Here is a 14,235-nt window from a genome sequence, read left to right as displayed (position 1 = left end):
CAATAGCGTGCTGCGTTAGCCGAACTGGTTCATCGTGTTGTGGACGCCGCCCGCCTTCAGGGCAGCCTCGCCGGCGAAGTATTCCTTGTGGTCGTCGCCGATGTCGGAGCCGGCCATGTTCTGATGCTTGGCGCAGGCGATGCCCTGACGGATCTCCTGGCGCTGGACGTTCTTGACGTAGCCGAGCATGCCCTGGTCGCCGAAATATTCCTTCGCCAGATTGTCGGTCGAGAGCGCCGCCGTGTGATAGGTCGGCAACGTGATCAGGTGATGGAAGATGCCGGCGCGCTTGGCCGAATCCGCCTGGAAGGTACGGATGCGCTCGTCGGCTTCCTGCGCCAGCGGCGTATCGTCGTATTCCGGCTTCATCAGCTCGGCACGGTTGTACTTGCTGACGTCCTTGCCGGCTTCCTTCATCGCGTCGTAGACCTGCCAACGGAAGTTCAGCGTCCAGTTGAAGGACGGCGAGTTGTTGTAGGCCAGCTTCGCGTTCGGAATGACCTTGCGGATGCGATCGACCATCTTGGCGATCTGCTCGATATGCGGCTTCTCGGTCTCGATCCAGAGCAGGTCCGCGCCGTTCTGCAGCGAGGTGATGCTGTCGAGCACGCAGCGGTCTTCGCCGGTACCCGGGCGGAACTGATACAGATTGGAGGGCAGCCGCTTCGGACGCATCATCTTGCCGTTGCGGTTGATGATGACGTCGCCATTGCGGGCGTTCTCCGCCGTGATTTCCTCGCAATCGAGGAAGCTGTTATACTGGTCGCCGATGTCACCGGGCTTGTGGCTGACGGCGATCTGCTGCGTCAGGCCGGCGCCGAGCGAGTCGGTGCGGGTCACGATGACACCGTCTTCGACGCCGAGCTCGAGGAAGGCATGGCGGCAGGCGCGGATCTTCGCGATGAACACTTCGTGCGGCACGGTGACCTTGCCGTCCTGGTGACCGCACTGCTTCTCGTCCGAGACCTGGTTCTCGATCTGCAGCGCGCAGGCGCCCGCTTCGATCATCTTCTTGGCGAGCAGATAGGTCGCCTCGGCGTTACCGAAGCCGGCGTCGATGTCGGCGATGACGGGCACGACGTGGGTCTGGAAGCCGTCGATCTTCGCGATCAGCTCCTTCTCGCGGGTCTTGTCGCCTTCCTTGCGCGCCTTGTCGAGCAGGCGGAAGATGTCGTTGAGCTCACGCGAGTCCGCTTGGCGCAGGAAGGTGTAGAGCTCTTCGATCAGCGCCGGCACCGAGGTCTTCTCGTGCATGGACTGGTCGGGCAGCGGGCCGAACTCGGAGCGCAGCGCCGCGATCATCCACCCCGAGAGGTACAGATAGGTGCGATCGGTTTTGCCGCCGAAATGCTTCTTGACCGAGATCAGCTTCTGCTGGGCGATGAAGCCGTGCCAGCAGCCCAGCGACTGGGTGTACTTGGTGGGGTCGTTGTCATAAGCGGCCATGTCGGCCCGCATCAGCGCCGCGGTGTAGCGGGCGACGTCGAGGCCGGTCCTGAAGCGATTTTGCAGGCGCATGCGTGCGACGGCCTCGGCCGACACACCGTTCCAGGTCGGCTGGGTCTCGAGGAGCGCCTGGGCCGCCTTGATCTCGTCTTGATACGAGGCCGGGCGCTGAAGCGCGTTGATGCCGCGGGGCTGGTAATTCATGTGCCTATCCTTTCGCTGACGATGACCGATGGCTGGCCATCGACATTCTTGACAATGCATTGCGAGATGCGTGTCAGGAGCTAAACGCGAAAACAGAAACTTCGTATAGATGGCTTGTTTTTTATTGGTGATGTCATGTAACATCAGAACATGTAACAGATGTTATTTTGTAAAGTTTGTAAAAAATATAGGTCAGCCAAGCTGTCCTTCATGTGCACGGAGATCTGAGATATGGCCGCCGAATCCGGCAAGAAACTCTTCGTCGGCCCGCGCTTCCGAAGGATTCGGCAGCAATTGGGGCTGTCCCAGACCCAGATCGCCGAAGGCCTCGGGATCTCGCCGAGCTACGTCAACCTGATCGAGCGGAACCAGCGCCCGGTGACCGCCCAGATCCTGCTGCGGCTGGCCGAGACCTACGACCTCGATTTGCGCGACCTTGCGACCGCCGACGAGGACCGATTCTTCGCCGAGCTGAACGAGATCTTCTCCGATCCGCTATTCCGCCAGATCGACGTTCCCAAGCAGGAGCTGCGCGACCTCGCCGAACTCTGCCCCGGCGTCACCCATGCGCTGCAGCGGCTCTACGCGGCCTATACCGAGGCGCGCCAGGGCGAGACGCTGGCCGCGGCCCAGATGGCCGACCGCGACGTCGGCACGCGTTACGAGACCAATCCGGTCGAGCGCGTGCGCGAGCTGATCGAGGCCAACCGCAACTATTTTCCGGAGCTCGAGCAGGCCGCCGAAGCCTTGCGCGACGAGCTGAACGTGCCGGCCGAAGGGCTCTATGCGGCGCTGGCCGCGCGTTTACGCGAAAAGCATTCGGTCCAGACCCGCATCATGCCTGTCGACGTGATGCGCGAGACGCTCCGGCGCTTCGACCGCCACCGCCGCCAGCTCCTGATCTCAGAGCTGGTCGACCCGCCCGGCCGCGCCTTCCAGCTGGCCTTCCAGCTGGGCCTCGGCGAATGCGCGCAGCAGTTGGAGACCATCATCGGCCGCGCCGGCCCGCTCGAGGACGCCCCGCGCCGGCTGTTCCGCATCACGCTCGGCAACTACTTCGCCGCCGCTGTCATGATGCCCTATCCGACATTCCTCGCTGCTGCCGAGGCGCTCAACTACGACATCCACGTGCTGGCGCAGCGCTTCAATTCCGGCTTCGAGCAGGTCTGCCACCGGCTCACCACTTTGCAGCGGCCGAACGCGCGCGGCATCCCGTTCTTCCTGCTCCGCGTCGACAATGCCGGCAACGTGTCGAAGCGTTTCTCCTCCGGCACCTTCCCGTTCTCGAAATTCGGCGGCACCTGTCCGCTGTGGAACGTGCACTCGACCTTCGATACGCCGGATCGCCTGCTCAAGCAGGTGATCGAGCTGTCCGACGGCACGCGCTACTTCTCGATCGCGCAGATGGTGCGCCGCCCCGTCGCGCCGCACCCGCTGCCGCAGCCGCGCTTCGCCATCGGGCTCGGCTGCGAGATCCGCCACGCCGCGCGCCTGACCTACGCCGCCGGCGTCGACCTGGAGAAAACCGAAGGCACGCCGATCGGCGTCAACTGCCGCCTGTGCGAGCGCGAAAACTGCGCCCAGCGCGCCGAGCCGCCGATCACGCGCACACTGATCCTGGACGAGACGACGCGGCGGGTGTCGAGCTTCGCGTTCTCGAATGCGCGGGAGTTGTGAGGGGCACTCTCTCCTCCGTCATGGCCGGGCTTGACCCGGCCATCCACGCGCTTCAGCGTGCGAGGAAAGACGTGGATGCCCGGGACAAGCCCGGGCATGACGACCGAATATGCGGCCGCTGCTCGCCACTATCGCAAACAAGGCCCTACGCCAGCGTATGCACGATCACCGGCCCCGCAGCCGCGCTCGCATGGCCCGCAAGCAACGGCCCGAGATCCTTCTCGATCCAGGCGATCGCGCGCCGGTTCGCCTCCTCCGCCTGCTCGAACTTGTCGAAGATCGAGATCGCGGTCACCGTGTCGTCGCCGGCATAGACGACGTAATAGGCGCGGAAACCGTCGACGTCGCTGATGATCGGAACGGCGCCGTCCTTGATGCGGCGCGCCAGCTCTTCCGCGCTCCCGCTCTTTGCCTTGGCCTGACGGATGGCGGCATACATAACTTCCTCCTCCCGGCTATTGATGTGGGCTTTGTGCCCGAACCGGATGTTACGCCGAAGCGCCGGGCCCGGATACCCTCCTTGGTTAACCCCGCACTAATCTGCCGCAGCGATCTGCAACCAACGATTAAGCACGCCTCAACATCGGTGCCTTAGTCTTGCCCCACTCACTTTTCGCAAACAACGGTGGCGTATTCTGCCGGGCGAAGTGACATCAGGGGGTTCATCATGCGCATTGCGTTGCTGCTGACCGCAACCATTGTCGGCGCGCTTTTCGCCAATCCATCCCAAGCCGGATCGCTCGATGCCGATGCAGCGCAGTCGCTGCCGCCGGGCTTCCAGAGCTATCGCGGCTACATGTTCGACCTGTCGGAGAACTCCGACCGCAAGGATGTCGACAAGCTCACCGACAATCTGAAGAGCCAGATCGACGCGGTCGAGGCGGCCGGCCTGTCGCCGCGCGTGCTGCGCTTCTTCCGCACCGTGCCGATCATCGCCAGCGAGCTCGCCTGCCTCGACGAAGGTGCCGCCACCGCCTGCTACGGCCGCGTCGCCCCCAACGTCGAACGCCGCGTGCCGCGGACGCTGACGGTCTGGGACCACGACAAGCAGCGCTGGACCAATCCGAACGCCGTCGACCTCGCGGTCGATTCGGGCCTCGGCGTGATCATGCTGCGGCCGGACATGATGCGCTACGAAAAGGAGGCGGTGCTGCTGCACGAGCTCCTGCACGCCTATCACGCGCGGCTGTTGCCGGACGGCTACGCCAACAAGGGCGTGATCGCCTACTTCGCCCTTGCCAAGTCCAAGGACTTGCTCCCCAAGGAATCCTATGCGTTGAAGAATCCCATGGAATTCTTCGCCGTGACCGCCAGCATCTTCCTGGCCGGAAAGAGCGAATTCCACGATCCGAAGTCGCGCGAGACGCTCAAGGAGAAGATGCCGGACTATTACAAGTACCTGGTCGGCGTGTTCGGCTTCGACCCGGAGCCGGCGGCGGCAAACGGCCCGGTCGCCTCGCTGAAGTGAAGCGAACGTAGAGCTGCCTCAGCCAGATCAGCCAAAGAGCCGCGCGAAATGCGCGGCTTTTTTGTTTCGCAGGCCGGAAGCTGCGGATGACGCCCAGGCGGGAATTGCCAAGGCGGGGCCCGATCTGCATAGTCCCGCCCGCATCGAGACCCATTTTTCGAAGAGGATAGAACAACATGGCGGACGCCGACCTGGATGTCGTGATCCGGCAACTGGCCAGACAGCTGCATACGGGCCTGATGACCCGCGCCAAGGAGCGGCGGGATCGCTTCAACGGCCTGGCGGCCAAGGCCAAGGGCAAGGAGACCGGCGACCGCTTCAAGATGATGGCCAAGGCCACCATGGAGCAGGCCACCGCCGCCGCGAAGCGCCTGCAGATGTCCGCCGACAACGTCGCCGACAGCTACGCGCGGTCAATGCGGCTTGCCGCCAGCACCCCCGTGGCGGCGAAGGTCGAGAAGAAGGCGAACGAAGAGAAGCCGGCGAAGAAGGCCGCGAAGACGAAGAAGGCCAAAGCCAAGAAGGCGAAGTAGGCGGATGAGGAGTATCCCTCCGCACAATCAGCGCCGTAGGGTGGGCAACACGAAGCGTGCCCACGCGTCTGTTGCCGTATTGTAGAGATCGTGGGCACGGCGCAAGGGCGCCTTTGCCCACCCTACGATTCCGGGATTCGGTGGCTAGAGCCCCCTCACCGCCTCGGCACTGACACCTGCGTCGGCTCGGCGCTGGCGAGTTCGGCGAGCCTGGCGCGCGCGGCTTCTCGGGTGCGGCCGTCCTTGCCGGCGGGCAGCGCCAGCGCCGCCTCGAAATCGGCGCGCGCATCGTCGGCCTGGCCGCGGGCGAGGAACGCAAGGCCACGGTCGAGGCGGGCCTGCGCATCCGAGGGGTCGAGGCGGACCGCCGTATTGTAGCTCAGAATCGCGCGGTCGAGATCGCCCGTGGCGGCGAGCGCGAGACCGCGCTGGTGATAGGGCGCAGCGCGCTTGGGATCATGCGCGATCGCCTCGTCATAGTCGGCGATGGCGAGTTCAAGATCGCCGTTCTGACGGCGCGCGAGCGCGCGGTCGCGATAGAGCGAGGCGCGATTGGGATTGAGGTGAATGGCCTCGTCGAAATCGGCGACCGCCCGCCTGAAGTCGCCATGGCGCAGCGCGATCCGTCCGCGCCCCTCATAGGCAAAGGCGATCAGCGAGCCGCGCAGCGGCGAGAAGCCGATCACGGCCGAGCAGATGTCGGGATCGTCCTCGTCGCCGCAATTGACGACCATGTGCGTGGACAGGCCGACGAGCACGCACAGGACGATCAGCAATGGTACGGCGGCTCTGGTCATCTTCGACGGTGGCCGGCAGCGGGCCGGTCACGCATCCCCTTTCGAAGGAAGTGTCTCGCCGGGGTCTTAACACCGGCTCCGACGATCCTGTGTGCGCCAGGTCACAAAGGCGACCGCAAATTGCCGCAGGTTCCGTATCAGCCCCAGGGGCCGCGTGAAGGACCACGCGAGGACGAGCGCCCCCATGGGCTGCGCGGGGGATAGTTCTCGTTGGCGCCAACCGACGGCGCCGGCCGCGTGCCGAGCTCGGCCGCGAGCTGCTGAAGTGCCGCGATGCGGTTCTGCGTCGAGGGATGGGTGGCGAACAGATTGTCCACGCCATGGCCCGACAGCGGATTGATGATGAACATGTGCGCGGTCGCGGGGTTTCGCTCGGCCTCATAGTTCGGCACCTGATGCGCGGCGCCCTCGATCTTCACCAGCGCGGAAGCCAGCCACATCGGCTGCCCCGCGATGCGCGCACCGAGATTGTCCGCGGCATATTCGCGGGTGCGGCTGATCGCCATCTGCACCAGCATGGCGCCGAGCGGGGCGAGGATCATCATCAGGATCGAGCCGACGATGCCGAGACCATTGTTGTTCTCGCGGTTGCCGCCGAAGAACATGCCGAACTGCGCCAGCATGGAGATCGCGCCCGCAATGGTCGCAGTGATCGTCATCAGCAGCGTGTCGTGATTCTTGATATGGGCGAGCTCGTGCGCGATCACGCCGGCGAGCTCCTCGCGGCTGAGCTGGCGCATCAGGCCTGTGGTGACGGCGACGGCGGCGTTTTGCGGGTTGCGGCCGGTCGCGAACGCGTTGGGCTGCACCTCATCCATCAGGAACACGCGCGGCATCGGCAAGCCTGCCCGGCCCGCAAGTTCCGCGACCAACCCGACCAGCTCCGGCGCGGTCGAACGATCGACCTCATGGGCACCGTACATCGAGAGCACCATGCGGTCGGAGTTCCAGTAGGTGAAGAGATTCGTTGCCGCGGCGATGACCAGCGCGATCATGGCGCCGGAGGCACCCCCGATCAGATAGCCCACGCCCATGAACAGGGCGGTGAGGCCTGCGAGCAGCATAGCGGTACGAAAATAGTTCATGGCCGTCTCCCAAGGCGGCCGCGGGCGAACCTCTGGCCGGCACCCCGGAGGTATGAATGCTGCCTGCCACCGCAAGGTTCGTGCGTCGCCCGGCCGCACATCCATTGCAGCGTCAGCCTTTCCCGTGCCGCTAAAGCTTGAGCGGGATTTGCGCAAAAACACCCGCATACGTTTAGCAACCCGGAAAGCGCAATCGCGGCTTAATTCGTGGTAACCGGGCACGCCGCGCGGTCGCGGCGCATTGACCGGTTCCGTTGGCACCCCGTCAGCAAGGTGACCGTCATGATGGACCGCTCGAGCGCCGCTTCCGTCGATCCCGCATCTGCTCCCTCCCCTCACGACGCCGAGACTGACGCCAAGATCGACGCGAGGACTGACGCGAGGACTGACGCGAAGGGTTTGCAGGAGGCGTTGTACGAGCAGATGTTCGCCAATGACGAGCCCGGCCCCGCGCCCGATGCGCAGACACAGCCGGAATCGCAGCGGCGCTGGCCACGTCTGAGGCGCGGCGCGAAGATCGCGATCGGACTTGCCCTCATCGCCATTTTCGGCTGGCTGCCGCTGCGCGCGGTCTGGGAGTATTCAAGCGTCGAGGCCGTGTTGAATTCCCGCCTCGTCACCCTGCGCACCCCGATCGGAGGCCGTGTGGCAGCCGCACAGCGCTTGACCGATCAGGCAAGGCTCGACGCCGGGACCGTGGTCCTGCGCGTGGTCAACCCGCGCGGCGATCGCACCCGGCTCGACGATCTCCGGCGGCAGAAATCGCGCCTGGAGAACGAGCGGCCGAGCCTTGCCGCCAAGCTTGCCTCGGCCCAGGCAGCGCAAAAGGACCTGGCGCGGCAGGCGACGCAATTCCGCGACGGGCGCGTGCTCCAGCTCGAGGCCCGGATCGCCGAGATCCAGACCTCGATCGAGGCCGCGGCAGCGCGGCGGGACGAAGCCAGTGCCGCAGTCGAGCGCGCATCCTCGCTGGCGAAATCCGGCAACGTCTCGACCGTCGAGCTGGCACGGCTGACGCGCGAGCTTTCCGTATCGCAGCAGACCGAGCTCGGTGCGCGAAAGCGGCTGGACGCGGCCAAGGTCGAGCTTGCCGCGGCACGGAACGGCTCCTTCCTCGGCGACAGCTACAACGACCGGCCGAGCTCGGTGCAGCGCGAGGAAGAAATGCGCCAGCGTGCCGGCGACCTCGACGCTGACCTCGCACGCACCGACACCGAGATCGCCTGGCTCGCCAGCGAGATCATCACCGAAGAGATTCGCTTCGCCGATCTGTCCGAAGCCAACATCACGACACCCGTCACAGGGCGCGTCTGGGAGATGATGACCTCGCCGGGCGAGGACGTGCAAGCCGGCCAACCGCTGCTCAAGGTGCTCGATTGCAGCGGCGCCGTCATCACCGCGAACGTCACCGAGAGCGTCTACAACCGTTTGCAGCTCGGCGACCACGCGACCTTCGAGCCGAACGACGGCGGCGCAGCGATTTCCGGCACCGTGGTCAACCTGACCGGCGCCGCCGGCGCGCCCGCCAATCTCGCCATCAATCCCGACGCGCTGAGCAAGGAGCCCTATCGCGTGACCGTTGCGCTCGGTGATGGCGCTGCCCACGCCTGCACGGTGGGACGCACCGGCCGCGTGGTGTTTGCAAGGCAAGAGACCGCGCCGTGACGACGGCGCTGACGCCCGGCCTGATTGCGCTCGGCGCCTTCATGGCGATCGTACCGCTGCTCAGGCGCGACAGCACGATGGCACGCTCGTTCCTGGCCATCGTGTCAGTCGTTTTCCTGCTCCGCTATCTCCATTGGCGCGTCACAGCAACTCTCCCGCCGCCGCATCTGACCGCGGATGCCGTGATCGGCTATCCCTTCATGCTGCTGGAAGCGGCCTCGCTCGTCGCGGTCACCTTGTCTCTGCTGTTCCTGAGCCGAACAATCGATCGTTCCAGATCAGCCAGGATCGATAGCCGCGCCTTCAATCCCGGCGCGCCGCTGATCGACGTCTTCATCTGCACCTACAACGAGGAACGATCGATCCTCGAGCGCACGATCATCGGCGCGACCGGCATGACGTATGGCAACTACCGCGTCTGGGTGCTCGACGACGGCCGACGGCCCTGGCTGCGGCGACTCGCGGGTGAACTCGGCTGCCATTATCTCACGCGGCCCGACAACCATCACGCCAAGGCCGGCAATATCAATCACGCGCTCCGACATGTCGGTGCGATGCCGAAGCCGCCGCAATTCGTGGCCATCCTCGATGCGGACTTCGTGCCGCGGCCCGACTTCCTGGCGCGGACCATCTCGCTCATGGACGATGCTTCGGTCGGGGTGGTGCAGACGCCGCAGCACTTCATCAATCCCGACCCGATCCAGAGCAACCTTGCTGCAACCGACGTTTGGCCGGACGAGCAACGCTTCTTCTTCGACATCCTGCTGCCGGCGAAGGACGCCTGGGGCGTCGCATTCTGCTGCGGCACCTCCTCACTCATTCGCTACGACGGACTGGTGCGGATCGGCGGATTTCCGACCGATTCCGTCACGGAAGACTATCTCGTCACCCTTCGCCTGAAGGAACGCGGCCTCAACACGATCTATCTCAACGAGCGGCTGACGATCGGGCTCGCGCCGGAAGGGTTGAAGGAATACATCACCCAGCGCGCCCGCTGGTGCCTCGGCTTGATGCAAATCGTGCGCGGCCGCAGCGGACCGCTGTCGAGGGAGTCGAAGCTCTCCTTCATCGACCGGCTCTCGCTGGTCGATGCTTTCATGAGCTGGTCCGCGGTCTACACGTCGAAGGTAGCGGGCCTCGTGGTGCCCTGGCTGTTCCTGCTCTTCGGCATCAAGGCGGTCCGGGCCGACCTGACCGAGCTGCTCCGGTTCTTTCTGCCGTTCTATGTCTGGCACAGCCTCAGCATGGCCTGGCTGTCGCACGGCCGCTCGCTGGCCATGATGACGGACGTGTCGCAACTCATCGCCGCGCCCGCAGTGCTGAAGGCGGTGGCAACCGGTCTGCTGAAGCCGAAAGGACACAAGTTCAAGGTCACGGCGAAAGGCGGGGACCGGGACAGGAGATTTGTCGAATGGCCGCTGCTGCGGCTCTATGGCACCGCGCTTCTCGTCACGCTCGCAGCCATCGCCTATGCCTTCATCCTGCATCTGCGCGGCGAGAACATCGCCTACGGCGGGCTGGCCCTGACCTGGAGCCTCTACAACGCGTTCATCCTCACCGTGGTCTGCTTCGTCTGCATCGAGCAACCGCGAAAGCGCAAGGCGGAGCGTTTTGATCGCAATGAGACCGTGCTGCTGCGCCAGCAAGGCAAGTCGCATCTCGCGCGGCTCGCCGACATCTCGATCACCGGCGCCCGCCTGATCGATCCCGATCCGCCGCACCCCGGCAGCGCGATCGAATGCCGGATCTATGGCCGCCCGATCGCCGCCGTCGTGGTGCGGCGGACCGCGGATGGATTCGCGGTGCGTTTCGAGGAAGGCATGGATACACGCGTGCATGCGATCAGGGCGTTCTATGCTGGCGAGTATGTTCGCGCCTATCAGGGCGTCAGGGCGCTCCCGGTCGGGAAAGCGCTGCTGATGCGGCTGTTCGGCTAGGCCGGCATCCACTCGCATTCCGTATGCTGGCATGGGACGGAAAGGATGGCCTGAGGCCATCACTTCACCTAAACTTCGGGCGAATCCACGCCTGCCCCTTCCCCGCCGGAACCCCAATGGTCCAGACCCGATTTCTGATCGCGGCCGTCGCGCTCCTCGCATGCTCCGCCACCGCCTCCGCCCAGTTCGCGCCGCCGCCCGCCAAACCCGTGGCGCCCAGGACCACCGCAGCCTCGCCGCGTGCGGCGTCGTGCCATAACGGTGCGAACTTCGATCGCTTTCTCGCCGACGTGAAGCAACAGGCTGTGGCTGCCGGCGTATCGCAGCGGACAATCGCGGAGGCTTCGCCCTACCTCGTCTACGACCAGGGCATCGTCAACCGCGACCGCGGCCAGCGCGTGTTCGGCCAGCTCTTCACCGAATTCGCCGGACGCATGGCGGCGCCCTATCGGATGCAGAACGGGCAGCAGCACATCAAGCAATACGCCGCCGCGTTCGCACGAGCCGAAAAGGAATATGGCGTGCCGCCGGCGGTGATCGCCGCGTTCTGGGGGCTGGAGAGCGACTTCGGCGCCAACATGGGAAATCTGCCGACGCTGAAATCGCTGGTGTCGCTGGCCTATGACTGCCGGCGCTCGGAAATGTTCGTGGGCGAGACCATCGCCGCGCTGAAGATCATCGACCGCGGCGATCTGCATCCCGACGAGATGATCGGCTCGTGGGCCGGCGAGCTCGGGCAGACCCAGTTCCTGCCTGTGCATTACGTCAACTACGCCGTCGATTATGACGGCGACGGACGGCGCGATCTGTTGCGGTCGCCAGCCGACGTGATCGGCTCGACCGCGAACTACATTGCCAACGGCCTGAAGTGGCGGCGCGGCGAGCCGTGGCTGGAAGAGATCAAGGTGCCGCAAAACCTGCCGTGGGAGCAGACCGACCTCACGGTGCGAGAGCCGCGCTCGAAATGGGCGCAGCTTGGCGTCACCTATCCCGACGGCCGGCCGCTGCCGAATGACAATCTCGCAGCCTCCGTACTGCTGCCGATGGGACGCAATGGTCCGGCCTTCATGGCGTACCCGAATTTCGCGGCCTACACCGAGTGGAATAACTCGCTGATCTATTCGACCACCGCAGGCTATCTCGCCTCGCGCATTGCAGGTGCCGCGCCGATGCGCAAGCCGATGGCGCCGGTGGCGCAGCTGCCGTTCAACGAGCTCAAGGAATTGCAGCAACTGCTCGTGCGTGCCGGCTTCAATGTCGGCAAGGTCGACGGCGTGCTGGGCCAGCAGAGCCGCGCGGCCGTCAAGGCGATGCAGATCAAGCACGGCCTGCCGGCCGATTCCTGGCCGACCGCCGACCTGCTGGCGCGCATGCGCGGCGCCACGGCGCAGGCGCAGCCGGCGGGGATGGTGAGGTAGAATTTTCGCACTGCACAAGCGGCTTCCCGCGATTGTATTTTTCCGTGAGCCTCCCATGTGAGTAGCTCAGGTTTTCTCCTGAGATTTCCCATTCACAAGCGAGCATCACATGTCCCTCTACGACGCGGCCGTCCCCGCCTATTTGCAAATGCTGAACAGCCTCACCGGCCTGCTCACCAAAGCCGAGGCGCATTGCGCGGCCAGGAAGATCGATCCCAGCGTCCTGCTCGGCTCGCGGCTCTTCCCGGACATGCTGCCGCTGTCGAAGCAGGTCCAGCTCGTCAGCGATTTCGCCGCCAAGGGCTGCGCCCGGCTGACCCATAGCGAGGTGCCCTCGACACCCGACACCGAGACCAGCTTTGCGGAATTGAAGCAGCGGCTGGCCAAGACCATCGACTATGTGAAGTCGTTCAAGCCCGAGCAGTTCGAAGGTGCCGAGACCAAGGACGTCACCTTCCCCGCCGGCCCCGACAAATCCATCACCATGAAGGGCCAGCAATTCCTCAGCGCGTTCTCGCTGCCGAACTTCTATTTCCACGCCACGACCGCCCACGGCATTTTGCGCCACAACGGCGTCGAGATCGGCAAGCGGGATTTCATGGGCGCGAACTGATTTGCGAAATTGCACGGCCGTGGCGGTCGTAATCCACTGTCACGGCCAAAATCGCACATGAATTATGCTACGCGGGCCCCGTCGCGTAGCTCGCCTGCACTTTCCGTATGGCTTCTCCCTTGCGCCCGATGTCGCGATGCACAAGTGTTCGGGACCTCACACCCCTGGAAGCATTCCCCATGAGCCGTTCGACCAAATTGTTTGAGACCTATAAGCTCGGCCCGATCACGCTGGCCAACCGCCTGGTGATGGCGCCGCTGACGCGCAACCGTGCCGTGCCCGGCACGTTCGTGCCCGGTGCGCTCGCCGCCGATTATTATGGCCAGCGCGCCTCCGCAGGGCTCCTGATCACCGAAGCGAGCCAGATCTCGCAGCAGGGCCAGGGCTACCAGGACACGCCCGGCATCTACAGCAAGGACCAGGTCGCCGGCTGGCGCAAGGTCACCGACAAGGTGCACGCGCGCGGCGGCAAGATCTTCATCCAGCTCTGGCATGTCGGCCGCATCTCGCATGTCGATCTGCAGGCGGGTGGCGCAGCCCCTGTGGCACCGAGCGCGATCCGCGCCAAGGGCAAGACCTTCGTGAACGGCGGCTTCGCCGACGTCTCCGAACCGCGCGCGCTCGAGCTCTCCGAAATCCCCGGCATTATCGACGATTTCAAGCGCGCCACGAAGAACGCGCTGGAGGCCGGCTTCGACGGCGTCGAGATTCACGGCGCCAACGGTTATTTACTTGAGCAGTTTGCCAAGGACGGCGCCAACAAGCGCACCGACGCCTATGGTGGCTCGATCGAGAACCGCGCGCGGCTGATGCTGGAGGTGTCCAAGGCCGTGGTGGCCGAGGCCGGTGCCGACCGTACCGGCATCCGCATCTCGCCGGTGACGCCGGCCAACGATATCTCGGATTCCAACCCGCAAGCCCTGTACGACCATATCGTCGACGGCCTCAGCGCGCTGAAGCTGGTCTATCTCCATGTCGTCGAAGGCGCCACCGGCGGCCCGCGCGACATCGCGCCGTTTGATTATGCATCCTTGCGCAAGCGCTTTGCCGGCGCCTATGTCGCCAATAACGGCTACGATTTCGGTCTCGCCACCAAGGTGCTGGACACCAATGCGGCCGACCTCATCGCCTTCGGCAAGCCCTTCATCTCCAACCCCGACCTCGTCGAGCGGCTGAAGCAGGGCGCAGCACTGAACGACTGGGACAAGAACACGTTCTACGGCGGCGGCGCGAAGGGTTACACGGATTACCCGACGCTGGCGGCCGAGCCGGCGGAGTAAGGCTTCGCGCTCTCCGCCGTCATTGCGAGGAGCCGGCGACAAAATTGCGAAGCAATTTTGCGCTGGCGACGAAGCAATCCAGACTGCCTCCGCCGGAAGATTCTGGATTGCT

General features: G+C 64.8%; 12 protein-coding genes. 8 read left to right on the top strand and 4 right to left on the bottom strand.

The features are described 5' to 3' along the window. Positions 1 to 15 precede the first annotated feature (15 nt). Complete coding sequence (locus XI03_RS34480) at positions 16 to 1,650, bottom strand: isocitrate lyase (protein ID WP_095424586.1); 1,635 nt, start codon at positions 1,648 to 1,650, stop codon at positions 16 to 18. Positions 1,651 to 1,881: 231 nt separating this feature from the next. Here XI03_RS34480 and XI03_RS34475 point away from each other — a divergent pair, with 231 nt between their 5' ends. Beyond that, the gene (locus tag XI03_RS34475) at positions 1,882 to 3,327 is read left to right on the top strand and encodes a helix-turn-helix domain-containing protein (protein ID WP_271594592.1); all 1,446 of its coding nucleotides are present in this window, start codon (positions 1,882 to 1,884) and stop codon (positions 3,325 to 3,327) included. 145 nt (positions 3,328 to 3,472) lie between these two features. On the opposite strand, the gene XI03_RS34470 is transcribed toward XI03_RS34475, so the two are convergent. Beyond that, entirely contained in the window at positions 3,473 to 3,766 is a 294-nt protein-coding gene (locus XI03_RS34470) for an antibiotic biosynthesis monooxygenase (RefSeq protein ID WP_014497428.1), read from the bottom strand. Between the two features lie 228 nt (positions 3,767 to 3,994). On the opposite strand from XI03_RS34470, the gene XI03_RS34465 reads away from it, so the two are divergent. Both XI03_RS34465 and XI03_RS34460 read left to right on the top strand, forming a co-directional pair. After that, entirely contained in the window at positions 3,995 to 4,795 is an 801-nt protein-coding gene (locus XI03_RS34465) for a hypothetical protein (protein WP_026202904.1), read from the top strand. A gap of 176 nt (positions 4,796 to 4,971) precedes the next feature. Then, entirely contained in the window at positions 4,972 to 5,328 is a 357-nt protein-coding gene (locus XI03_RS34460) for a hypothetical protein (protein ID WP_271594591.1), read from the top strand. 155 nt (positions 5,329 to 5,483) lie between these two features. On the opposite strand, the gene XI03_RS34455 is transcribed toward XI03_RS34460, so the two are convergent. Together XI03_RS34455 and htpX are read right to left on the bottom strand one after the other, a co-directional pair. After that, on the bottom strand, positions 5,484 to 6,125 hold the full coding sequence (locus XI03_RS34455) for a tetratricopeptide repeat protein (protein ID WP_028141730.1): 642 nt from the start codon (positions 6,123 to 6,125) through the stop codon (positions 5,484 to 5,486). Positions 6,126 to 6,262: 137 nt separating this feature from the next. Further along, positions 6,263 to 7,210 carry a zinc metalloprotease HtpX gene (htpX, locus tag XI03_RS34450; protein WP_028141731.1) on the bottom strand — a complete coding sequence of 316 codons (948 nt, stop codon included), beginning with the start codon at positions 7,208 to 7,210 and terminating at the stop codon, positions 6,263 to 6,265. Between the two features lie 282 nt (positions 7,211 to 7,492). Here htpX and XI03_RS34445 point away from each other — a divergent pair, with 282 nt between their 5' ends. From XI03_RS34445 to XI03_RS34425, 5 genes are all read left to right on the top strand, one after another. Further along, the gene (locus XI03_RS34445) at positions 7,493 to 8,875 is read left to right on the top strand and encodes an HlyD family secretion protein (protein ID WP_271594590.1); all 1,383 of its coding nucleotides are present in this window, start codon (positions 7,493 to 7,495) and stop codon (positions 8,873 to 8,875) included. Further along, positions 8,872 to 10,812, top strand: coding sequence for a glycosyltransferase (locus XI03_RS34440; RefSeq protein WP_271594589.1), 1,941 nt, complete (start codon positions 8,872 to 8,874; stop codon positions 10,810 to 10,812). The genes XI03_RS34445 and XI03_RS34440 overlap by 4 nt, the downstream gene beginning before the upstream one ends. Positions 10,813 to 10,928: 116 nt before the next feature. Further along, positions 10,929 to 12,230 carry a lytic murein transglycosylase gene (locus tag XI03_RS34435; protein WP_271594588.1) on the top strand — a complete coding sequence of 434 codons (1,302 nt, stop codon included), beginning with the start codon at positions 10,929 to 10,931 and terminating at the stop codon, positions 12,228 to 12,230. Between the two features lie 109 nt (positions 12,231 to 12,339). Beyond that, a complete protein-coding gene (locus XI03_RS34430) occupies positions 12,340 to 12,843 on the top strand; it encodes a DUF1993 domain-containing protein (protein ID WP_028141735.1) in 504 nt (167 codons plus the stop codon). 179 nt (positions 12,844 to 13,022) lie between these two features. Further along, the gene (locus tag XI03_RS34425) at positions 13,023 to 14,123 is read left to right on the top strand and encodes an alkene reductase (protein ID WP_038972168.1); all 1,101 of its coding nucleotides are present in this window, start codon (positions 13,023 to 13,025) and stop codon (positions 14,121 to 14,123) included. The last annotated feature ends 112 nt before the right edge of the window (positions 14,124 to 14,235 follow it).

The sequence above is a fragment of the Bradyrhizobium sp. CCBAU 65884 genome, from assembly GCF_028128835.1.
Classification (GTDB): domain Bacteria; phylum Pseudomonadota; class Alphaproteobacteria; order Rhizobiales; family Xanthobacteraceae; genus Bradyrhizobium; species Bradyrhizobium ottawaense.
Note: the sequence above shows the minus strand (reverse complement) of the source record. Positions and strands in the feature narration are given on the sequence as shown.